This is a genomic window from Rhodococcus parequi, from assembly GCF_046042785.1.
In the GTDB taxonomy this organism is placed as follows: domain Bacteria; phylum Actinomycetota; class Actinomycetes; order Mycobacteriales; family Mycobacteriaceae; genus Prescottella; species Prescottella parequi.
Genome location: NZ_JBDLNV010000001.1, coordinates 510,448 through 531,175, shown reverse-complemented (window position 1 = coordinate 531,175; position 20,728 = coordinate 510,448). Strand labels below are relative to the sequence as shown.

19 protein-coding genes are annotated in these 20,728 nt (G+C 69.9%); 12 read left to right on the top strand and 7 right to left on the bottom strand.

Annotated elements, in window-relative coordinates; translation table 11 throughout:
• The first annotated feature begins 258 nt into the window (after positions 1-258).
• Positions 259-2,184, top strand: coding sequence for an asparagine synthase (glutamine-hydrolyzing) (asnB, locus tag ABEU20_RS02565; RefSeq protein ID WP_420162809.1), 1,926 nt, complete (start codon positions 259-261; stop codon positions 2,182-2,184).
• A gap of 71 nt (positions 2,185-2,255) precedes the next feature.
• Here the strand turns inward: asnB and ABEU20_RS02560 are convergent, their stop codons facing one another.
• The 3 genes from ABEU20_RS02560 to ABEU20_RS02550 all read right to left on the bottom strand — a co-directional run bounded on the left by ABEU20_RS02560 (position 2,256) and on the right by ABEU20_RS02550 (position 4,854).
• Positions 2,256-3,230, bottom strand: coding sequence for a carbohydrate kinase family protein (locus ABEU20_RS02560; protein ID WP_420162808.1), 975 nt, complete (start codon positions 3,228-3,230; stop codon positions 2,256-2,258).
• Positions 3,231-3,355: 125 nt separating this feature from the next.
• Positions 3,356-3,706 (bottom strand): HesB/IscA family protein, encoded by a 351-nt coding sequence (locus tag ABEU20_RS02555; RefSeq protein WP_225020360.1) that lies wholly within the window; start codon positions 3,704-3,706, stop codon positions 3,356-3,358.
• Between the two features lie 59 nt (positions 3,707-3,765).
• Positions 3,766-4,854 carry a glycerate kinase family protein gene (locus tag ABEU20_RS02550; RefSeq protein ID WP_420162807.1) on the bottom strand — a complete coding sequence of 363 codons (1,089 nt, stop codon included), beginning with the start codon at positions 4,852-4,854 and terminating at the stop codon, positions 3,766-3,768.
• A 108-nt stretch (positions 4,855-4,962) separates the two neighbouring features.
• On the opposite strand from ABEU20_RS02550, the gene ABEU20_RS02545 reads away from it, so the two are divergent.
• From ABEU20_RS02545 to ABEU20_RS02530, 4 genes are read left to right on the top strand one after another with little or no spacing between them, the layout of a single operon-like run.
• Positions 4,963-5,643, top strand: coding sequence for a DUF3043 domain-containing protein (locus ABEU20_RS02545; protein ID WP_420162806.1), 681 nt, complete (start codon positions 4,963-4,965; stop codon positions 5,641-5,643).
• A gap of 46 nt (positions 5,644-5,689) precedes the next feature.
• Positions 5,690-6,280: a bifunctional adenosylcobinamide kinase/adenosylcobinamide-phosphate guanylyltransferase gene (cobU, locus tag ABEU20_RS02540; protein ID WP_420162805.1), complete on the top strand. Its 591-nt coding sequence runs from the start codon at positions 5,690-5,692 to the stop codon at positions 6,278-6,280.
• A 25-nt stretch (positions 6,281-6,305) separates the two neighbouring features.
• A complete protein-coding gene (gene cobT, locus ABEU20_RS02535) occupies positions 6,306-7,412 on the top strand; it encodes a nicotinate-nucleotide--dimethylbenzimidazole phosphoribosyltransferase (protein WP_420162804.1) in 1,107 nt (368 codons plus the stop codon).
• Between the two features lie 2 nt (positions 7,413-7,414).
• A complete protein-coding gene (locus tag ABEU20_RS02530) occupies positions 7,415-8,176 on the top strand; it encodes an adenosylcobinamide-GDP ribazoletransferase (RefSeq protein ID WP_420162803.1) in 762 nt (253 codons plus the stop codon).
• A 74-nt stretch (positions 8,177-8,250) separates the two neighbouring features.
• Here ABEU20_RS02530 and ABEU20_RS02525 read toward each other — a convergent pair whose 3' ends face one another.
• Both ABEU20_RS02525 and gcvT read right to left on the bottom strand, forming a co-directional pair.
• Positions 8,251-9,354, bottom strand: coding sequence for a branched-chain amino acid aminotransferase (locus tag ABEU20_RS02525; protein WP_420162802.1), 1,104 nt, complete (start codon positions 9,352-9,354; stop codon positions 8,251-8,253).
• Between the two features lie 53 nt (positions 9,355-9,407).
• The gene (gcvT, locus tag ABEU20_RS02520; protein WP_420162801.1) at positions 9,408-10,508 is read right to left on the bottom strand and encodes a glycine cleavage system aminomethyltransferase GcvT; all 1,101 of its coding nucleotides are present in this window, start codon (positions 10,506-10,508) and stop codon (positions 9,408-9,410) included.
• A 100-nt stretch (positions 10,509-10,608) separates the two neighbouring features.
• On the opposite strand from gcvT, the gene ABEU20_RS02515 reads away from it, so the two are divergent.
• On the top strand, positions 10,609-12,135 hold the full coding sequence (locus ABEU20_RS02515) for a leucyl aminopeptidase (protein ID WP_420162800.1): 1,527 nt from the start codon (positions 10,609-10,611) through the stop codon (positions 12,133-12,135).
• Between the two features lie 68 nt (positions 12,136-12,203).
• On the opposite strand, the gene ABEU20_RS02510 is transcribed toward ABEU20_RS02515, so the two are convergent.
• Positions 12,204-12,545, bottom strand: coding sequence for an oxidoreductase (locus tag ABEU20_RS02510; protein WP_420162799.1), 342 nt, complete (start codon positions 12,543-12,545; stop codon positions 12,204-12,206).
• A 304-nt stretch (positions 12,546-12,849) separates the two neighbouring features.
• Between ABEU20_RS02510 and sucB the strand changes: the two genes are divergently transcribed.
• The 5 genes from sucB (at position 12,850) to ABEU20_RS02485 (ending at position 18,279) form a co-directional block, all read left to right on the top strand.
• On the top strand, positions 12,850-14,607 hold the full coding sequence (sucB, locus tag ABEU20_RS02505) for a 2-oxoglutarate dehydrogenase, E2 component, dihydrolipoamide succinyltransferase (RefSeq protein WP_420162798.1): 1,758 nt from the start codon (positions 12,850-12,852) through the stop codon (positions 14,605-14,607).
• Between the two features lie 108 nt (positions 14,608-14,715).
• The gene (locus ABEU20_RS02500) at positions 14,716-15,609 is read left to right on the top strand and encodes a TIGR01777 family oxidoreductase (protein WP_420162797.1); all 894 of its coding nucleotides are present in this window, start codon (positions 14,716-14,718) and stop codon (positions 15,607-15,609) included.
• 11 nt (positions 15,610-15,620) lie between these two features.
• Positions 15,621-16,394: a lipoyl(octanoyl) transferase LipB gene (lipB, locus tag ABEU20_RS02495; RefSeq protein ID WP_420162796.1), complete on the top strand. Its 774-nt coding sequence runs from the start codon at positions 15,621-15,623 to the stop codon at positions 16,392-16,394.
• A 52-nt stretch (positions 16,395-16,446) separates the two neighbouring features.
• The gene (gene lipA / locus ABEU20_RS02490; RefSeq protein ID WP_420162795.1) at positions 16,447-17,463 is read left to right on the top strand and encodes a lipoyl synthase; all 1,017 of its coding nucleotides are present in this window, start codon (positions 16,447-16,449) and stop codon (positions 17,461-17,463) included.
• 60 nt (positions 17,464-17,523) lie between these two features.
• Entirely contained in the window at positions 17,524-18,279 is a 756-nt protein-coding gene (locus tag ABEU20_RS02485; RefSeq protein ID WP_420162794.1) for a DUF4191 domain-containing protein, read from the top strand.
• 97 nt (positions 18,280-18,376) lie between these two features.
• Here the strand turns inward: ABEU20_RS02485 and ABEU20_RS02480 are convergent, their stop codons facing one another.
• Positions 18,377-18,850, bottom strand: coding sequence for an RDD family protein (locus ABEU20_RS02480; protein WP_420162793.1), 474 nt, complete (start codon positions 18,848-18,850; stop codon positions 18,377-18,379).
• A gap of 251 nt (positions 18,851-19,101) precedes the next feature.
• Here ABEU20_RS02480 and glnA point away from each other — a divergent pair, with 251 nt between their 5' ends.
• Positions 19,102-20,538 carry a type I glutamate--ammonia ligase gene (gene glnA, locus ABEU20_RS02475; RefSeq protein ID WP_420162792.1) on the top strand — a complete coding sequence of 479 codons (1,437 nt, stop codon included), beginning with the start codon at positions 19,102-19,104 and terminating at the stop codon, positions 20,536-20,538.
• Positions 20,539-20,728 lie beyond the last annotated feature (190 nt).

Below are 20,728 nucleotides of genomic sequence, written 5' to 3'. Positions count from 1 at the left end.
GAAGGCCCAATTACTACGCAGCGTAGACCAAAGGCGCCGATCCTCCACTGTCGGGTCGGCGCCCGTGTTGCAGTCAGGACCAATGGCCCTCCACAGTACGCGCCCCACCTGGGATTCAGCTGAGATCGAAGGGGGCAGTCGCGGTCCGCCGACGATGCCGTTCGCAGAACTGCGGCATACTTCCTTGGGAAATCGGCGAGCCCCACGGACCACCGGTCTCCGACCGACAACCGACTCTGAATCGAGGTACTGGACGCTGTGTGCGGACTGCTCGGACTACTCACCACCGACGGCACCAGCGACGACGCCGTCGCCCGCGTCGATGCGGCCATGCACTGCCTGCGCCACCGCGGCCCGGACGAGCACGGCACGTGGCACGACGACGACCTGATCTTCGGTTTCAACCGGCTCTCGATCATCGACATCGAGCATTCCCACCAGCCGCTGCGGTGGGGACCCCCGGAGAACCCCGAGCGTTACGCGCTCACGTTCAACGGTGAGATCTACAACTACCTCGAGATTCGGGCAGAGCTCGCGAAGGATCACGACGCGCAGTTCCGTACCGAGGGCGACAGCGAGGTCATCGTCGCCGCCTACCACTACTGGGGAGCCGACGCCGTCCGCCGGCTGCGCGGCATGTTCGCGTTCGCGGTGTGGGACACGGAGACACGTGAACTGTTCGTGGCTCGTGATCCGTTCGGCATCAAGCCGCTGTTCGTCGCGACCGGGACGGGCGGGACCGCGTTCGGCAGCGAGAAGAAGAGCCTGCTCGAACTCGCCGACGTCATCGGCATCGACACCGACCTCGATCCGCGGGCGACCGAGCACTACACGGTGCTGCAGTACGTCCCCGAGCCCGAGACGCTGCACGCTCGGATCCGTCGGCTCGAGTCCGGCTGCTACGCGCGGCTGACGCCGGGTCGGGCTCCCGAGGTGACGCGCTACTTCACCCCCACCTTCCCGGCGGTGCCCTTCGCGCCCGGAAGCGAGGCGTCGCGCTACCGCGAGATCGCGGAGGCGCTCGAGGACTCGGTCGCCAAGCACATGCGCGCCGACGTGACCGTCGGCTCGTTCCTGTCCGGCGGCATCGACTCCACCGCCATCGCGGCACTCGCGATGCGGCACAACCCGAACCTGATCACCTTCACGACCGGTTTCGAGCGGGAGGGCTACTCGGAGGTCGACGTCGCGGCCGAGTCTGCGGCGGCGATCGGCGCCCGGCACGTGGTCAAGGTGGTCTCCCCCGCCGAGTTCGCGGCCGCGATCCCCGAGATCATCTGGTACCTGGACGATCCGGTCGCCGACCCCGCTCTGGTGCCGCTATGGTTCGTCGCGAAGGAGGCCCGCAAGCACGTCAAGGTGGTCCTGTCCGGCGAGGGCGCGGACGAGCTGTTCGGCGGCTACACGATTTACCGGGAGCCACTGTCGCTCAAGCCGTTCGAGTACCTGCCGTCGCCCCTGCGGCGCGCGGCGGGCAAGCTGTCCGAGCGCATCCCGGAGGGTACCCGCGGCAAGAGCCTGCTCAGCCGTGGCTCGATGACGCTCGAGGAGCGCTACTACGGCAACGCGCGCAGCTTCAACGACGCCCAGCTGCGGGCGGTGCTGCGCGACTTCCGGCCCGAGTGGACGCACCAGGACGTCACCGCGCCCATCTACGCGCAGTCCCGCGACTGGGATCCGGTCGCGCGCATGCAGCACCTGGACCTGTTCACGTGGCTGCGCGGCGACATCCTGGTCAAGGCCGACAAGATGACGATGGCGAACTCGCTCGAATTGCGGGTGCCGTTCCTCGATCCCGAGGTGTTCGACGTCGCGTCCCGGGTGCCGCTGGATCAGAAGATCACGAAGACCACCACGAAGTACGCGCTGCGGCAGGCGCTCGAGGGCATCGTGCCGCCGCACGTGCTGCATCGCGCGAAGCTCGGCTTCCCGGTCCCGCTGCGCCACTGGCTGGCCGGCACCGAGTTGTTCGACTGGGCGCACCAGCAGATCGCCGAGTCGGGCACCGACCACATCTTCGACAAGGCCGCCGTCACCCGGATGCTCGACGAGCACCGCGCCGGCACGTCCGATCACAGCCGCCGGCTGTGGACGATCCTGTGCTTCATGGTGTGGCACGGCATCTTCGTCGAGAAGCGCATCGTGCCGCAGATCCAGGAGCCGGTGTACCCGGTGAGCCTGTAACCGTTCGCGCCCGAAACACATTCCGCCCGGGTCCTCGCAAGAGGAGCCCGGGCGGAGTCGTGTCCGGAGCCTTACGGCAGCAGCGCCGCGATCTCGTCGGCGGCGTCCTTGCCGTACGCCTCGGTAAGGCGCTTGAGGGCATCGTCACGCTGGAAGGTCCACTCCTGGGTGCCGACGGTCTCGAGGACGTAGACGGCGACGAGTGAACCGAGCTGGGCGGACCGCTCGAGGCTCAGCCCCGCCGAGTGCGCCAGCAGGAAACCCGCGCGGAACGCGTCGCCGACACCGGTCGGATCGACCTTGCCGCGCTCGGGCACGACGCCGACACGGACCCAGTTGCCCTCGGCGTCGACGATCTCGACGCCCTTGGCCCCGAGAGTGGTGACACGCAGGCCGACCTGGGCGCGGATCTCCTCCTCCGAGAGCCCGGTCTTCTGCTGCAGCAGACCCCACTCGTATTCGTTGGTGAACAGGTACTTGGCGCCCTGGATCAGCTTCTTGGCGTCGTCTCCGGACAACCGGGCCAGCTGCTGCGACGGGTCCGCGGCGAACGGGATGCCGAGCAGTCGGCACTCGTCGGTGTGGCGGAGCATCGCGTCGGGGTCGTTGGCGCCGACGAGCACCAGATCGACACTGCCGGCCGACTTGGCGACGGCAGCGATCTCGATCTCCCGCGCCTCACTCATCGCGCCCGGATAGAACGACGCGATCTGCGCCATGTCCTCGTCGGTGGTGCAGACGAAGCGTGCGGTGTAGGCGCTGTCCGACACGCGGACCGCGCTGCAGTCGACGCCGTTGGACTCGAGCCACGAGCGGTACTCGGCGAAGTCGGCGCCGGCCGCGCCGACCAGCAGCGGCGAGCCGCCCAGCACACCCATTGCGTACGCGATGTTGCCGCCGACGCCACCGCGGCGGATCACCAGGTCGTCGACCAGGAAGCTCAGCGAAATGTGCGCGAGCTGGTCGGCGAGCAGCTGCTCGGCGAAGCGGCCCGGAAACCGCATCAGATGGTCGGTGGCGATGGAACCGGTTACCGCAATGGTCACGCGGGTGCCTTTCAGCTCGGGTGGCGTCGTTCAGGACGCCAGTCGGGGGCTCAACGCAGTCTGACGCGGAGCCCGCCGGTGAGGCAGACTCCGCGTCAGAATGCGTCGAGAAAGTTGTACGGGACTCAGTTGAACGAGTCGCCGCAGGCGCAGGACCCGGTGGCGTTCGGGTTGTCGATCGTGAAGCCCTGCTTCTCGATGGTGTCGACGAAGTCGATGGAGGCGCCCTCGACGTACGGAGCGCTCATGCGGTCGACGGCGAGGTTGACGCCGCCGAAGTCGACGACGAGGTCACCGTCGAGGCTGCGATCGTCGAAGAACAGCTGGTACCGCAGGCCGGCACAGCCACCGGGCTGCACTGCGATGCGCAGCGCAAGGTCGTCGCGGCCCTCCTGGTCGAGCAGCGCCTTCGCCTTCGCGGACGCAGTCTCGGTCATCGTGACGCCGTGAGTGGCGGTCTCGTTCTGCACAGTCATGGGCTCTCCCTGTCGCTCGTACCAAACCCGTGATCGCTTCAACGGTACTCTCCGCGTCGCTATTCCTCATGTATCGGGCCGGACCGTGCGGGACCGGGCCCACCCCGCCAACCGTCTGCGACGCACGACGTCAGAGCCTCGAGCCGGCCCGGGGCGTCGGCCATGGCCCGCTCCACCGATCCCGCGAACTCCGCGACCGAGAACGCCGCGGCGATACCCGCACCGCGGGTGGTGTCACGGTCGAGCGCGACCTGCCCGGCGAGGACGACGGTCGGCACCCCCCGCCGTCGGGCGGCGGCGGCGAGCGAGGTCACGAGTTTGCCGCGCAGCGACTGGTGGTCGAATCGCCCCTCGCCGGTGACCACGAGGTCGGCCTCCGCGAGCTGGCCGGCCTGGCCGGTGCAGGCGGCGACCACCTCCGCACCGGATGCCCGCGCCGCACCGAGCGCGAGCAGCGCGGCGCCGAGCCCGCCGGCCGCACCGGCGCCCGGCAGCTCCGCCACGGGGCGCCCGCACACCCGCTCCAATTCGTCCGCCCAGGCCGCATTGCGCTGCTCGAGGATCTCGATCGTCGACGGATCGGCCCCCTTCTGCGGCCCGAACACCCACGCGGCGCCGTGCTCGCCGAGCAGTGGGTGCTCGACATCGGTGGCGGCGACGAGCGCCACACCACGCAGTCGCTCCCGCGACCGGTCGAGTCCGCCGAGCGCCGCGATCATGCCTCGTCCGCCGTCGGTGCAGCAGGAGCCGCCGAGTCCGACGACCACCTTGCGCGCGCCAGCGTCGAGCGCCGCGCCGATCAGTTCCCCCACGCCGCGGCTGTGCGCCTCGAGGGAGGTCGTCCGAGTGGGTGGCCCGTCGAGCAGCCCCAGCCCCACTGCCTGCGCCGATTCGATGTACGCGGCGCCGTCGGCCAGGACCCAGCGTGCTTCGGTGGGCCGGCCGAGCGGGCCCGCGACGCGCGAGGTCCGCATGCCGCCGGTAGTCGCGGAAATCACATCGGCGAACCCGGGTCCGCCGTCCGACTGCGGGGCGAGGACCACGATGTCGTCGGGTCGCGCGCCCGACCAGCCGGCAGCCATCGCCTCGGCGGCCTCTACCGCGGTGAGGGTTTCACCGAACGAGTCGGGGGCGATGAGCACACGCATCAGCGCAGTGTATGGCGGGCATCCGACCTCGGCATTTCGAGGCGCGTCCTGGCGGTTCGACGGGTAGTCGGTTTCGACTGCGCGCCGGTTATCCCATAGCCTGGTGACGTGAAGCTGCTACGCCGAGGCGACTCCGACAATTCCGACAAGCGCGACGTCGAGGTCATCGAGTCGACCGCGGAGACCTCCTCCGACGAGTCCGGGACCCCCGACGTCACCGGTGCATCCACACCGGGCAAGGGCCGTCCCACCCCCAAGCGTCGCGAAGCCGAGGCCAAGAAGCGCGGCCCGGTCGCGCCCGCGCCGCTCACCTCCAAGGAGGCCCGCGCCCGCCGCAAGGCCAACCGTGGCGACAAGCAGGAGCGCAAGGCCGCGGCCGCCGAGCGCCGCGCCGAGTCGGCGAATCGCCGCGCCCGGATGCTCGCCGGCGACGAGAAGTACCTGCTGCCCCGCGACAAGGGCCCGGTCCGCGCCTACGCGCGCGATCTCGTCGACAGCCGCCGCAACCTGGTCGGCCTCTTCATGCCGCTGGCCCTCGTACTGATCATGGCGATGTTCCTGAGCCCGATCATCCAGAACTACGTCACGCTGGCGATGCTCGTGATGATGCTGTTCATGGCCGGCGAGGGCTACTTCCTCGGCCGCATGATCAACAACAAGGTGCGTGAGCGCTTCCCGGACAGCGTCGACGGCGGCTTCAAGCTGGGCTGGTACGCCTTCGTCCGTGCGTCGCAGATCCGGAAGATGCGCGCACCGGCACCCCGGGTCAAGCCGGGCGACGCCGTCTGACCCACTCGCATCTCGGGCCGGTCCTCGCACTGCGGGGACCGGCCCGATGCGATTGGTAGCGTCTAGCCTCGTGCCCTCCCCCGATTCGCCCCGCGCTCGTCGCACTCTCGTGCTCGGGGGCGCGCGGTCCGGCAAGTCGGCGCACGCCGAGGGGCTGATCGACGATCTCCCCCCCGGCTCGACCGTCCGATACGTGGCCACCGCCCGCCGCTACCCGGGCGACCGCGACTGGGACGCCCGCATCGACCAGCACCGCCGCCGCCGCCCCGATACGTGGACGACGGTCGAGACCGGACACGACGGCAGCCTCGTCGCTCTGCTGAGCTCCCCCGGACCACACCCCCCCACGCTGGTCGACGACCTGGGCACGTGGATCACCGGCGAACTCGACGACGCCGACGCCTGGGACGCCCCCCGCGGGACGATCGCGTCCCGCACGGACGGCCTGGTCGACGCGGTGACGTCCTACCCGGACCGGCTGCTGCTGGTGAGTCCCGAAGTGGGCATGGGCGTGATCCCGGAGCACCGCTCGGGCCGATTGTTCCGCGACGAGATCGGCGCGCTCAACGCCCGTCTGGCCGACGTGTGCGACGACGTGATCCTCGTCGTCGCCGGCCTCCCCCTGACCATCAAATGACCCGTGCCGATACGAAAGGCTTAGCGTGACAAGCGAACCCGTGAGCCCGCCCGCTCCCCTCTACGAGCCGCTCACCCCGCCGGACGCCGGGGCGCGGGAGCAGGCACTGGCCCGCCAGTCGATGCTGACGAAGCCGACCGGTGCGCTCGGCCGGCTCGAGGAATTGTCGGTGTGGGCGGCGGCCTGCCAGGGCATCTGCCCGCCACGGACATTCGTCCGCCCGCGCGTGGTGGTCTTCGCGGGTGACCACGGCATCGCCCGCAGCGGCGTGTCGGCGTATCCCCCCGAGGTGACGGCTCAGATGGTGGCCAACATCCGGAGCGGCGGCGCGGCCGTGAACGTGCTCGCGGACGTCGCGGGCGCGTCGGTGCGCGTGCTCGACCTCTCCGTCGACGCCGACACCGATCCGGTCGTGTCGGCGTACAAGATCCGCCGCTCGTCGGGATCGATCGACCGTGAGGACGCGCTCACGCACGAGGAGACGCTGCGCGCGGTCGCGGCCGGGCGGGCGATCGCCGACGAGGAGATCGATTCCGGAGCGGACCTGCTCATCGCGGGCGAGATGGGCATCGGGAATACCACTCCGGCAACCGTTCTCATCGCCGCACTGACCGACACCGAGCCTGTCGCCGCCGTCGGACGCGGCACCGGCATCGACGACGCCGGGTGGATGCGCAAGACCGCCGCGATCCGCGATGCCCTCCGCCGGGCCCGCCCGCACATCCGGGACGCGGTGGGACTGCTCCGCACGGTGTCCGGCGCCGATCTGGCCGCGATGGCCGGGTTCCTGGCGCAGGCGTCGTCGCGGAAAACGCCCGTGATCGTCGACGGGCTCGTCGTCACCGCGTCGGCCCTCGTCGCCGAGGAACTCGCACCCGGGGCGCGGGAATGGTGGGTGGCCGGTCATCGCTCCACCGAACCGGCTCATTCGATCGCGCTGCGGCACCTGGGTCTCGACCCGATCCTCGGCCTCGACATGCGCCTCGGTGAGGGTTCGGGCGCCGTCGCGGCCCTGCCGATCCTGCAGGGTGCGGTGGCGACCCTCGCGCACATGGCGACGTTCGATTCCGCCGGCGTGAGCAACAACACCGAGACGGAGACCGCCGAAGACGCGGCACCGGAATCGAACTGATCGTGCGCGCCGCGGTCACCGGCCTGTCGACGGCGCTGTCCTGGCTGACGGTGCTGCCGGTGCGCGGCCCGCAGGACATCGGCCGCGACGAGGGCCGGCGTGCCATCGGTGCCGCGCCGGTCGTCGGCGCGCTGCTGGGGGCGGGTGCGACCGGCCTGCTGTGGGTGCTGCTGTGGGCAGGTCTCGATCCGGCGCTGGCAGGTCTGCTCACGGTCGGCGCGCTGACCGTGTCGACCCGCGGGATGCACGTCGACGGTCTCGCCGACACGGCCGACGGCCTGGGCTGTTACGGTCCGCCCGAACGGGCCCGCGAGGTGATGCGCAGCGGCGGCGCCGGGCCGTTCGGTGTGGCTGCATTGATCGTCACGATCGGCGTGCAGGCCCTCGCCTTCGGCGCCCTCGGCGCGAGCGGTGCCTGGGTCGCGGTGGCCGTCGCCGTCGCAGCCGGACGGGTGTCCGCCGTGTTCGCGTGCCGCCGTGGTGTTCCCGCGTCGAGCCCCAGCGGCTTCGGTGCGCTCGTAGCGGATTCGCAGCAGCTGTGGGTGGCCGTGCTGTGGGGTCTGGCCCTGTCGGTCGCATCGCTGTGGGCGGTGCCATACCGGTGGTGGCAGGGACCGGTCGTGGTCCTCGTGGCTCTCGCCGCGGCGGCCGTGCTGGTCCGCCACTGCGCCCGCCGCTTCGCCGGTATCAACGGCGATGTGCTCGGAGCCGCCATCGAGTTCACGGTTGCCGCGACGGCTGTCGGGCTGCTGCTCGGAGCCTGATCCGGCTGCCCCGCCGAACGCGATCGGGCCCTCCCGCCGAAGCGGAAGGGCCCGAAGCGGGTCGGTCTGCGAACTCAGCGCAGCTTGGTCATCCAGCCGTGGGTGTCGGCGAAGGTGCCGCGCTGGATCCCCGTGAGGGTGTCGCGCAGCGCCATCGTGATCTTGCCCGGCTCGCCGTCCGCGATCGTGAACTCGCCCTCGGCGGACTTCACGCGGCCCACCGGCGTGATGACAGCGGCGGTGCCGCACGCGAACACCTCGGTGATCTCGCCCGACGCGGACTTCTCGCGCCACTCGTCGGTGCTGATCTTGCGCTCCTCGACGGCGAACCCGGCGTCGGCGGCCAGCGCCAGCAGCGAGTCGCGGGTGATCCCCGGCAGCAGCGAACCGGACAGCGACGGCGTCACCAGGCGGGCGTCGGGGCCCGAGCCGAAGACGAAGAACAGGTTCATCCCGCCCATCTCCTCGACGTACTTGCGCTCGATGGCGTCGAGCCACACCACCTGGTCGCAGCCCTCGTCGGACGCCTGCGCCTGCGCGAGCAGCGACGCGGCGTAGTTGCCGGCGAACTTCGCGGCGCCGGTGCCGCCCGGTGCCGCGCGCACGTACTCACGCGAGAGCCACACGCTCACGGGCTTGACGCCGCGCGGGAAGTACGCCCCGGCGGGGGAAGCGATCAGCAGGTAGCGGTACTCCTTGGCCGGTCGGACACCCAGCCCTGCCTCGGTGGAGAACAGGAACGGGCGCAGGTACAGCGAGTCCTCACCGCCGGCTGCGGGAACCCACGACTCGTCGACGTCGAGCAGGGCGTCGATCGAGCGGACGAACAGGTCGTCGGGCAGCTCCGGCATCGCGAGACGGCGGGCGGACTGGCGCAGACGCTCGGCGTTCGCGGTGAGGCGGAACGACGAGATGCCGCCACCCGGCTGGCGGTAGGCCTTGAGACCCTCGAAGATCGCCTGACCGTAGTGCAGCACCATGCCGGCCGGGTCGAGTTCGATCGGCCCGTAGGGCAGCACCTCGGCGTCGTGCCAGCCGCGACCCTCCGTGTACATGATCGAGACCATGTGATCGGTAAAGTACCGACCGAACCCGGGCGCCTCCAGAATCTCGCGCCGCGCCTCATCGGTCGCGGGAGAAGGATGCTGGGTGCGCGCGAATTCGAGGCCGTCTGTCATAAGCCGTGATCCTATCTAACGGAGTTTCGCCGCTTTTTCCCTGGTACCGAGCGTTACTTGGTGTGGACCGGCACGAACGGCGGCGTGACGACCTCGCATCGGAGGCTACGCCCGCGCACGTCGACGGCGATCTCGTCGCCCGCCGCCACTCCCGACGCGGTGTCGAGCAACGCCAGAGCGATCCCCACCTTGAGAGTCGGCGAGAAGGTACCGGACGTGGTCTCGCCGATGGCCGCACCGTCCTTCGTCACCGTCTGTCCCTGCCGCAGAACGCCGCGGTCGAGTGCCTTGATCCCCCACATCCGGCGGGCCGGACCCGCCGCCTTTTCCGCGGTGAGCGCGTCCCGGCCCCAGAACTGCGGCTTGGCCCAGCCGATGGCCCATCCGCAACGCGCCTGCAACGGCGAGATGTCGAGCGAGAGCTCGTGCCCGTGCAGCGGGTAGCCCGCCTCGGTGCGGAGGGTGTCGCGTGCACCGAGGCCCGCGGCCTGGCCGCCCTGCGCACGGACCGCGTCGAGCAGGGCGAGGAACACCGCCTCGGAGTCGGCCCAGCGGTGCAGCAACTCGAATCCGCGCTCCCCGGTGTAGCCGCTGCGGCACACCCGGACGGGGACGCCGTTCCAGTCCGCGTCCACGAAGCCCATGTACTCGATGTCGGTCGGCAGGCCCAGGGCCGCGAGGACGTCCGCGGACTTCGGTCCCTGCACCGCGAACACCGCGTAGTCGCGGTGCTGGTCGGTGATCTCGAGACCCGCGGGCGCCGCGGCCCGCAGGCGCGCGACGACCTCGGCGGTATTGGCGGCGTTGGGTACGAGGAAGATCTCGTCGTCGGCGACGTAGTAGGCGATCAGGTCGTCGACGACGCCGCCGCCCTCGGTGCAGCACAGCGTGTACTGGGCCTGTCCCGGGCCGATCCTGCCGAGATCGGCGGTGAGCGTCGCGTTGACGAAGTCGGCGGCGCCGGCGCCCTTCACGAGCGCCTTGCCGAGGTGGCTGACGTCGAACAGGCCCACCGATTCACGAACCGCGGTGTGCTCGGCGACGGTGCCGGCGTACGAGACCGGCATCTCCCACCCGCCGAACGGGGCGAACGTGGCGCCGAGATCGACGTGAACGGAGTGGATGGGGCCCTGCAGCAGCTGCGCGTCGCTCATGGGCGACAACGCTAGCCGACGCCGACCGGGCCTCCGAACAGCATTCCGGGCACTAACATCGAATGTCGGCAATCCCATTTCCCCTTCCCCACCTCAGGAGATGCCCGTGCGCGCAACCTCTTCCCCCGTCCGCCCCCTGGGACCCGAACTGGCACTGGCCGGTTCGCTCGGCAAGCGGGCCGACGTGCTCGTGGTCGGTCTGACGACCGGATCCGACGGACCCGAGGCGCTCGTCGGCGTCGGGGTGGACGAGGAGGTGCTGGCGGGTCTGCTCGACGACCTGCAGGCGGTCGGTGCCACCGGCAAGGCGGAGGAACTCACTCGGGTCCCCGCGCCCACGGAGCTGCCCGTGTCGAGCGTGCTGGCCGTCGGACTCGGCGCCGCCGACAAGATCGATGCCGACCAGGTTCGCCGATCGGCGGGTGTCGCCGCCCGCGCACTGACCGGCGTCGCGACCGCCGCGACCACGCTGTCGGCCGTCGACCTCGGTGCCGCGGCGGAGGGCTTCTATCTGGGCGCGTACGCGTACAGCGAGTTCAAGGCCAAGTCGGCTCCCGCTGCCGGCGCGCAGCCGCTCGCCCGCGTCGAACTGCTCGTGGAGGCGCCGCGCACGAAGGCGTCGAAGGACGCGCTGACCCGCTCGGCCGCGATCGCCGAGGCCGTCGCCACCGCTCGTGAACTCGTCAACACCCCGCCGAGTCACCTGTTCCCCGCCGAGTTCGCGGCCCGCGCCAAGGCCCTCGGCACCGCCGCCGGCCTGACCGTGAAGGTCCTCGACGAGAAGGCGCTCGCGAAGGCCGGCTTCGGCGGCATCGTCGGTGTCGGCCAGGGCTCGTCCCGGCCGCCGCGCCTGGTGCAGATGACGTACTCGTCCGGCAAGCGCCGCGGCGTCAAGAAGGTCGCACTGGTAGGCAAGGGCGTCACGTTCGACACCGGCGGCATCTCCATCAAGCCGGCCGCCGGCATGGAGAACATGACCTCCGACATGGGCGGCGCCGCAGCCGTCGTCGCGACCGTCGTGCTCGCCGCCAAGCTCGGCCTGCCGGTCGACGTCACCGCGTGGGTGCCGATGGCCGAGAACATGCCGTCGTCGACGGCCCAGCGCCCCGGTGACGTGCTCACCCAGTACGGCGGCACCACCGTCGAGGTCGTCAACACCGACGCCGAGGGCCGGCTGATCCTGGCCGACGCCATCGCCCGCGCCTGCGAGGACCACCCCGACTACCTGATCGACACCGCGACGCTCACGGGGGCGCAGATGGTGGCGCTCGGCAACCGCACCGCAGGCGTCATGGGCACCGACGGGTTCCGTGACCGGGTGGCCGCGATCTCGCAGGAGATCGGCGAGAACGCGTGGCCGATGCCGATGCCCGCCGAGCTGCGCGCCGACCTGAACTCCCGCGTCGCCGACCTCGCGAACGTCACCCCGCACCGCTGGGGCGGGATGCTCGCGGCCGCGATCTTCCTGAAGGAGTTCGTCGCCGACGACGTGCAGTGGGCGCACCTCGACGTGGCCGGTCCGGCGTTCAACACCGGCGGCCCGTTCGGCTACACCGGTAAGGGCGGCACCGGTGTCCCGGTCCGCACGATGATCTCGGTGATCGAGGACATCGCCGCCAACGGCTAGGCGCTCCGCGCCCGTGCGCACTTTCAGTAGCTGGGACTACCGAAAGTGCGCACGGGTGGCGCAGCCGCCTACAGTTCGCGCTGACGTTCGCGTTTGCGCTCGATCCGACGGCGGTTGTCGTAGTCGCGCATCCGCTGCGGGTAGCCGGTCTTGCGCACGTCGTACACCGGGATCTTCAGGTCCTGCCCGAGTTTGCGGGCGCCCCGCTCGCCGCCGACCTTGCGCCGGGTCCATTCGCCGTCGTACGCGACGAGGACCACGGTCAGTTCGGTGACCGTGGTCTCCGGCTCGATGTAGCCCTCGACGCCGCGGTGCGAAGCCGCCCAGTCCGCCAGGTGACGTGCGTCGGACTCGACCCCCGCCCTCGTACGCGCCCCACCCCGGCGCGTGAATCGGTCGAACAACCCCACGTGAACTCTCCTCCCGGCGCTTCGCGGACGACTCCGCAGCGATCTGTCCGATTTTGCCAGCTGGCGACGGCGACGACGACGAAATTCACATGACACGCCCCTCGCACGACGCGCTCCGGGCATCAATGAAAGGATGGGCGGAGGCGCCGCACGACGGGTCCGAAGCGCAGCACACCGCCGGAGTGAGGCGCCTCGGAAACGTCGTACAACGCCGCCGGAACCGTGCTTCTCGAGCACAATGGTTTTCGACCACAAGTCGACAAAACTCAACAACCCGAACACAACCGTCGAGGAGTCAAAAGAAATGGCCTTCTCCGTCCAGATGCCAGCCCTGGGTGAATCCGTCACCGAGGGAACTGTCACGCGGTGGCTCAAGCAGGAAGGGGACACGGTCGAAGTAGACGAGCCGTTGCTCGAAGTCTCCACCGACAAGGTCGACACCGAGATCCCGTCGCCCGCCGCCGGCGTCCTGACGAAGATCGTCGCGCAGGAGGACGACGTCGTCGACATCGGTGGCGAGCTGGCCGTGATCGGTGAGGCCGGCGAGGCTCCCGCCGCCGACGCCGCTCCCGCTCCCGCCGCCGAGGCCGCTCCGGCTGCCGCTGCCGAGCCTGCTCCGGCCCCCGCCGCCGAGGCTGCACCGGCTCCGGCCGCTGCGCCCGCCGCTGCTTCTTCCGACGGTTCCGCGTCCGGCACCCCGGTCACGATGCCCGAGCTGGGCGAGTCCGTCACCGAGGGCACCGTCACCCGCTGGCTGAAGGCTGTCGGCGACGAGGTCGCCGTCGACGAGCCGCTCCTCGAGGTCTCCACCGACAAGGTCGACACCGAGATCCCGTCGCCCGTCGCCGGTGTGCTGCTCGAGATCAGCGCGCAGGAGGACGACGTCGTCGACGTCGGCGGCCAGCTCGCCGTCATCGGTTCGGGTGCTCCGGCCGCCGCCCCGGCCGCTCCTGCCCCGGCACCCGAGCCGGAGCGCCAGCCCGAGCCTGCTCCGGCCGCGGCTGCTCCCGCGCCCGCTCCTGCTGCCCCCGCTCCGGCTGCGCCGGCCCCGTCGTCCGCTCCGGCTGCGCCGGCCCCGTCGTCCGCCCCGGCTGCGCCGGCCGCATCGACCGACAACGCCCCGTACGTGACGCCGCTCGTGCGCAAGCTCGCCGCGGACAACAACGTCGACCTGTCGAAGGTCTCGGGCACCGGCGTCGGTGGCCGCATCCGCAAGCAGGACGTCCTCGCGGCCGCCGAGGCCGCGAAGGCACCGGCCGCCGCTCCGGCCGCCGTCGCTCCCGCTGCCGCCGCCCCGGCCGCCGCCGCCACCGCAGGCGTGCGTCCGGAACTCGCGCACCTGCGTGGCACCACGCAGAAGGTCAACCGGATCCGTCAGATCACGGCCGTCAAGACCCGCGAGTCGCTGCAGAGCACCGCCCAGCTGACCCAGACCTTCGAGGTCGACGTCACTCGGATCGCGGCGCTGCGCGCACAGGCCAAGGCCGACTTCGCCGAGCGCGAGGGCGTCAACCTGACGTTCCTGCCGTTCTTCGCGAAGGCCGTCGTCGAGGCGCTCAAGGTTCACCCGAACGTGAACGCGAGCTACAACGAGGGCGCCAAGGAGATCACCTACCACGCTGCCGAGCACCTGGGCATCGCGGTGGACACCGAGCAGGGTCTGCTCTCGCCGGTCATCCACAACGCCGGCGACCTGTCGCTGGCCGGTCTGGCCCGCGCGATCGCGGACATCGCCAAGCGTGCCCGTACCGGTGGCCTCAAGCCGGACGAGCTGTCCGGTGGCACCTTCACGATCACCAACATCGGCAGCCAGGGCGCCCTGTTCGACACCCCGATCCTGGTGCCGCCGCAGGCCGCGATGCTGGGCACCGGCGCGATCGTCAAGCGCCCGGTCGTGGTCCAGGACGAGAACGGCAACGAGTCCATCGGCGTCCGCTCGATGTGCTACCTGCCCCTCACCTACGACCACCGCCTGGTCGACGGTGCCGATGCGGGTCGATTCCTGACCACCATCAAGCAGCGTCTCGAGGAGGCGTCGTTCGAGGCCGACCTGGGCCTGTAAGGTCCCGCGGATCGCGAACGCGACACGAATGACCGCCGAGGGGCACCACTTCCACGCGAAGTGGTGCCCCTCGGCGTATCGGCAGGAGACGTCGGAGGAGGAGAACACATGCGGATCGTCGTCGCCGGATCGTCGGGACTGATCGGGAACGCGCTCGTCACATCGCTGCGGACGGGCGGCCACGAGGTGACACGACTCGTGCGAAGACGGCCGTCGGGCCCCGAGGAGTCCGAGTGGGATCCCGGTCGTGGACACGTGGACAGTGCCGTGCTGCGCGGCGCCGATGCGGTGGTGAACCTGTGCGGCGCCGGGATCGGCGACAAGCGCTGGTCCGGTGCATACAAGCAGGCGCTCCGGGACAGCCGGCTGACCACGACGGACGTCCTGGCCCACGCGGTCGCGGAGACGGGCGTGCCGGTGCTCGTGAACGGCAGCGCGGTCGGCTACTACGGCGACACCGGTGATCGGATCGTCGACGAGCGGTCGCCGAGCGGTCACGGCTTCCTCGCCGACCTGTGCCGGGACTGGGAGGCGGCGACCGCGCCGGCGCGCGACGCCGGCGCCCGCGTCGTCACCCTCCGGACCGCGACCGTGCTGTCCCCCGACGGCGGCATGCTGGGCAAGTTGCGTCCGCTGTTCTCGCTGGGCCTCGGTGGCCGCCTGGGCAACGGGCGCCAGTACCTGTCGTGGATCTCGCTCGCCGACGAGGTGGCCGCGATCGAGTTCGCGCTCACCCACGACGACGTGCGCGGCCCCGTCGACCTCTGCGCTCCGGAACCGGTGACCAACACGGCCTTCACGTCCGCGATGGGCCACGCGCTGCACCGGCCGACGCCGTGGATCGTGCCGGGCTTCGCGGTGTCCGCTCTGGTCGGCGAGTTCGCCCGCGAGGCCGTCCTCACCGGCCAGCGTGCTGTCCCGAAGGTGCTGACGGACGCCGGTTTCGAGTTTCGGCACCGCACGGTCGAGGACGCGCTCGGGTACGCCTTCGGCCAGGCGTAACGTCTTCGATCATGAGCAGTGTTTTCCCGGCGGCCACCGGCACGGCCCGCTTCGGTTCCCAGCCGATGGTCGTCGAGCATCTCGGCCGCATCGACTACATGGAGGCGTGGGATCGCCAGCGCGTCCTCGCCACCGCCCGAGCGGACGACGAGGGCGCCGACACGTTGCTGCTGCTCGAGCATCCCGCGGTCTACACCGCGGGCCGACGCACCGCGCCCGAGGATCGCCCCGCCGACGGCACGCCGGTGATCGACGTCGACCGCGGCGGCAAGATCACGTGGCACGGTCCGGGTCAGCTGGTCGGGTATCCGATCGTCAAGCTCGCCGAACCGGTCGACGTCGTCGGCTATGTCCGCCGGATCGAGGAGGCGCTCATCGCGGTGTGCACCGACCTCGGCCTCACGTGCGGCCGCGTCGAGGGCCGGTCCGGGGTGTGGCTTCCTGCCGCGCTGGTCGACGGCAACTGGTTGCCCGAGCGCAAGGTCGCGGCGATCGGTGTGCGCGTGCAGCGCGGCGTCACGATGCACGGGTTCGCCCTCAACTGCAACGCAGAACTCGACGGCTTCGACAACATCGTCCCGTGCGGCATCACCGACGCCGGCGTGACGACCCTGTCGCGCGAACTCGGCCGCGACGTGACGATCGACGACGTCGCCCCCGCCGTCGTGACGGCCGTCCAAGCGGCACTCGAAGGGGCACTGCCGGTGACCGCCCACGACATCGATCGTGTGACCTTCGACACCGCCGCGCGGGCCCCCGAGTTCACGACGGTGCGGTTCGGTTGAGGCCCACCGCCCAGCCCGGAGCGACGGTTCGGTCAGGCGTACGATCAACGGCGTGACTGTCGCCCCAGAAGGACGGAAGCTGCTCCGCATCGAGACCCGAAATGCGGAAACTCCGATCGAACGCAAGCCCAATTGGATTCGGACCCGCGCGAAGATGGGCCCGGAGTACACCGAGCTCAAGGGCCTGGTGAAGAACGAAGGCCTGCACACGGTCTGCGAAGAGGCCGGCTGCCCCAACATCTACGAGTGCTGGGAGGACCGGGAGGCGACGTTCCTCATCGGTGGCGAGCAGTGCACGCGCCGTTGCGACTTCTGCCAGATCGACACCGGCAAGCCGGCCGCGCTCGATCGTGACGAGCCGCGCCGGGTTGCCGAGAGCGTCAAGGCGATGGGCCTGCGCTACTCCACCATCACCGGTGTCGCCCGCGACGACCTGCCCGACGGCGGCGCCTGGCTGTATGCGGAGACGGTGCGCCAGATCCACGCGATGAACCCGGGCACCGGTGTCGAGAACCTGGTCCCCGACTTCAACGGCAAGCCCGACCTGCTGGCCGAGGTGTTCGAGTCCCGCCCCGAGGTCCTCGCGCACAACCTCGAGACGGTCCCGCGCATCTTCAAGCGGATCCGTCCGGCGTTCCGCTACGAGCGCTCGCTCGGCGTGATCACCGCGGCCCGAGACTTCGGCCTGGTCACCAAGTCCAATCTCATCCTCGGCATGGGCGAGACCCCCGAGGAGGTCCAGCAGGCGATGGTCGACCTGCACGAGGCGGGCTGCGACATCATCACCATCACGCAGTACCTGCGCCCGTCGCCGCGGCATCATCCCGTCGAACGGTGGGTCAAGCCCGAGGAGTTCGTCGAGCACTCCAAGGCCGCCGAGGACATCGGATTCGCCGGTGTCATGGCCGGTCCGCTGGTGCGCTCGTCGTACCGCGCCGGACGTCTGTACGCCCAGGCGATGGCCCGCCACGGTCGCGCTCTCCCCGAGGGTCAGGCCCACCTCGCCGAGGAGGGCAGCGCCTCCCAGGAGGCCAGCTCGGTCCTCGAGCGCCTCGCCGCCCGCGCCTGACGTGCTCCCCGCCTCACCGCGCGCGCGATAGTGCGCGGTGAGGGTCGTATCCTGTGAGGTATGGCGAACGGCAGTAAGTCCGGTAAAGCGGGCAAACCAAGCAAGGAAGCAAAGGCTGCGGCGAAGGCGGCCCGCAAGCAGGCGTCCAAGGAACGCCGGACTCAGCTCTGGCAGGCATTCCAGATGCAGCGCAAGGAAGACAAGCTGCTGCTGCCGATGATGATCGGTGCGCTCGTCGTGAGCGCACTCGTGTTCTTCCTCATCGGCCTCATCTTCAGCATCCAGTGGTTCCTGCTGCCGATCGGCATCCTGGTCGGCGTGCTGCTGGCCTTCATCATCTTCGGCAAGCGGGTCCAGAAGACGGTGTACGGCAAGGCCGAGGGCCAGGCCGGTGCCGCAGCCTGGGCGCTCGAGAACATGCAGGGCGCATGGCGCGTGAAGAACGCCGTCACCGGCACCGCCCAGCTCGACGCGGTCCACCGGGTGATCGGCCGTCCCGGCGTCATCCTGGTCGCCGAGGGTTCGCCGCAGCGCGTCAAGGGCCTGCTCGCGCAGGAGAAGAAGAAGACGGCCCGCCTCGTCGGCGACACCCCGATCTACGACATCGTCATCGGCAACGACGACGGCCAGGTGCCGTTGTCGCAGCTGGTCAAGTACCTCAACAAGCTGCCGCGCAACATCGACACCAAGCGGATGGACTCCATCGAGTCGCGTCTCGCCGCACTCGGTAGCCGGAGCGGTGCGGCGATGCCCAAGGGGCCGCTGCCGCCCGGCGCACGGATGAAGGGCATGCAGCGCACCATCCGCCGTCGCTGACCCCCCGCACCAACGCCGAATGTCACATCGGTTCAGTCAAACCGAACCGATGTGACATTCGGCGTTTACGGGTTCGGTTACCGGCCGGGGTGACGTATCAACGCGTGCGGACCAGCGCGGTGCCGGTGGCACGGTCGTGCATGCCGCGACCGTCGACGTCGGTGATGACGGCCGGCGCGATGAAGACGATCAGCGCCTGGCGGGCCAGGGCGCGCACGAAGCCGACGGGGACGGGACCGTCGACGCGGGCGACCTGCAGGCCCATCGCGTACTGCCCCGGCGTGAACGAGAACAGGGTGACGCAGACGAGGCCGACGACGAACCACAGCCCGAGCGTGTACGTCGAGACGTAGGAATCCCACGGCGCCTGCTGCATGAACAGCATGACCACGCCGGCGGACATGAACCAGTCGATGACGAGGGCCCCGATGCGGCGGCCGGTGGTCGCGAGCGACCCGGGGCCGTCGGCCGGAAGCCCGAGTAGTTCGCCTCGGTACGCCTGCGCCTCGGTCTGGTCCTTCGGCAGCGCCGCGGACGGTCCGGAAAGCCAGGAACCCATCATTCGTGCCATGCCGTCCAGGATAGGCGTCGACGTGCGGGTTCCGACCGGCCCAGGCGCCCGCGGTGCCCTCCGTCACACTGACGGAAGTAGCGGGCCCCGTGGGAATGGTCACATTCACACCCCGTCCAGCCGCCGAATCCCGACGTGTAACACTGGCGAAACATAGGCTTGATTAACGGGCAACACCGGCTCTCTACCGTCTTGCCTCGACGAAGCCGCCGCAACCCGACCGGCAGGTAACCGACTTAAGGAGCACCAACGTGGCGTTCACCACGGCCGATGAGGTCATCAAATACATCGCCGAGCAGGACATCGAGTACGTCGACATCCGGTTCAGCGACCTGCCGGGCGTCCAGCAGCACTTCTCGATCCCCGCCTCCGCGTTCAACCAGGACGTGTTCGAGGACGGCTTGGCGTTCGACGGCTCCTCGGTCCGCGGCTTCCAGTCGATCCACGAGTCCGACATGATGCTGCTCCCCGACGTCGCGACCGCGCGGATCGATCCCTTCCGCAAGGCCCGCACGCTGAACATGGACTTCTTCGTCCACGATCCGTTCACCCGTGAGGCCTACAGCCGCGATCCCCGCAACGTCGCGCGCAAGGCGGAGGAGTACCTGAAGTCGACCGGCATCGCCGACACCGCGTTCTTCGGTGCCGAGGCCGAGTTCTACATCTTCGACTCGGTCCGCTACGACTCGCAGATGAACGGCGCGTTCTACGAACTGGACTCGGTCTCGGGCGCCTGGAACACCGGCAACGACGTCAACGCCGACGGCTCCCCCAACCTGGGTTACAAGGTCCGCGCCAAGGGTGGCTACTTCCCCGTCGCGCCGTACGACCACTACGTCGACCTGCGTGACGCGATCTCCACGAACCTCACCAACGCGGGCTTCGAGCTCGAGCGCGGCCACCACGAGGTGGGCACCGGCGGGCAGCAGGAGATCAACTACAAGTTCAACACTCTGCTTGCCGCTGCCGACGACCTGCAGCTGTTCAAGTACATCGTGAAGAACACCTGCTGGCAGTACGGCAAGTCGGCCACCTTCATGCCGAAGCCGCTGTTCGGCGACAACGGCTCGGGCATGCACGTGCACCAGTCGCTGTGGAAGGACGGCAAGCCGCTGTTCCACGACGAGGCCGGCTACGCGGGCCTGTCGGACCTCGCCCGCTGGTACATCGGCGGCATCCTGCACCACGCGCCGTCGCTGCTCGCCTTCACGAACCCGACGATCAACTCGTACCACCGCCTGGTTCCGGGCTACGAGGCCCCTATCAACCTGGTGTACAGCCAGCGCAACCGCTCCGCCGCGGTCCGCATCCCGATCACGGGCAATAACCCGAAGGCCAAGCGCATCGAGTTCCGCGCACCGGACTCGTCGGGCAACCCGTACCTGAACTTCGCGGCGCAGATGATGGCCGGCCTGGACGGCATCAAGAACAAGATCGAGCCGATGGCTCCGGTCGACAAGGACCTCTACGAGCTCCCGCCGGAGGAGGCCCGCAACATCCCGCAGGCCCCCACCAGCCTGTCGGCCGTCATCGACCGCCTCGAGCAGGATCACGACTACCTCACCGAGGGTGGCGTGTTCACGTCCGACCTGATCGAGACCTGGATCTCGATCAAGCGCGAGCAGGAGATCGCCCCGGTCAACCTGCGTCCGCACCCGTACGAGTTCTCGCTCTACTACGACTGCTGAGTCGTAGGACGCGCCGACCTGTCGCGTCAGTAGTTTCCGAGTCGACCCGCTCGGCGATCACCGAATCGATCGCCGAGCGGGTCGACTCGTCTGTATCGGCCGCCGCGTATGTCGGCCGACTCGGGCGTTGGTCACGCCCCGTCGTTCCGGTTGCGGTTAGATCTGAACCACGTGCACCGATCGGTTCACG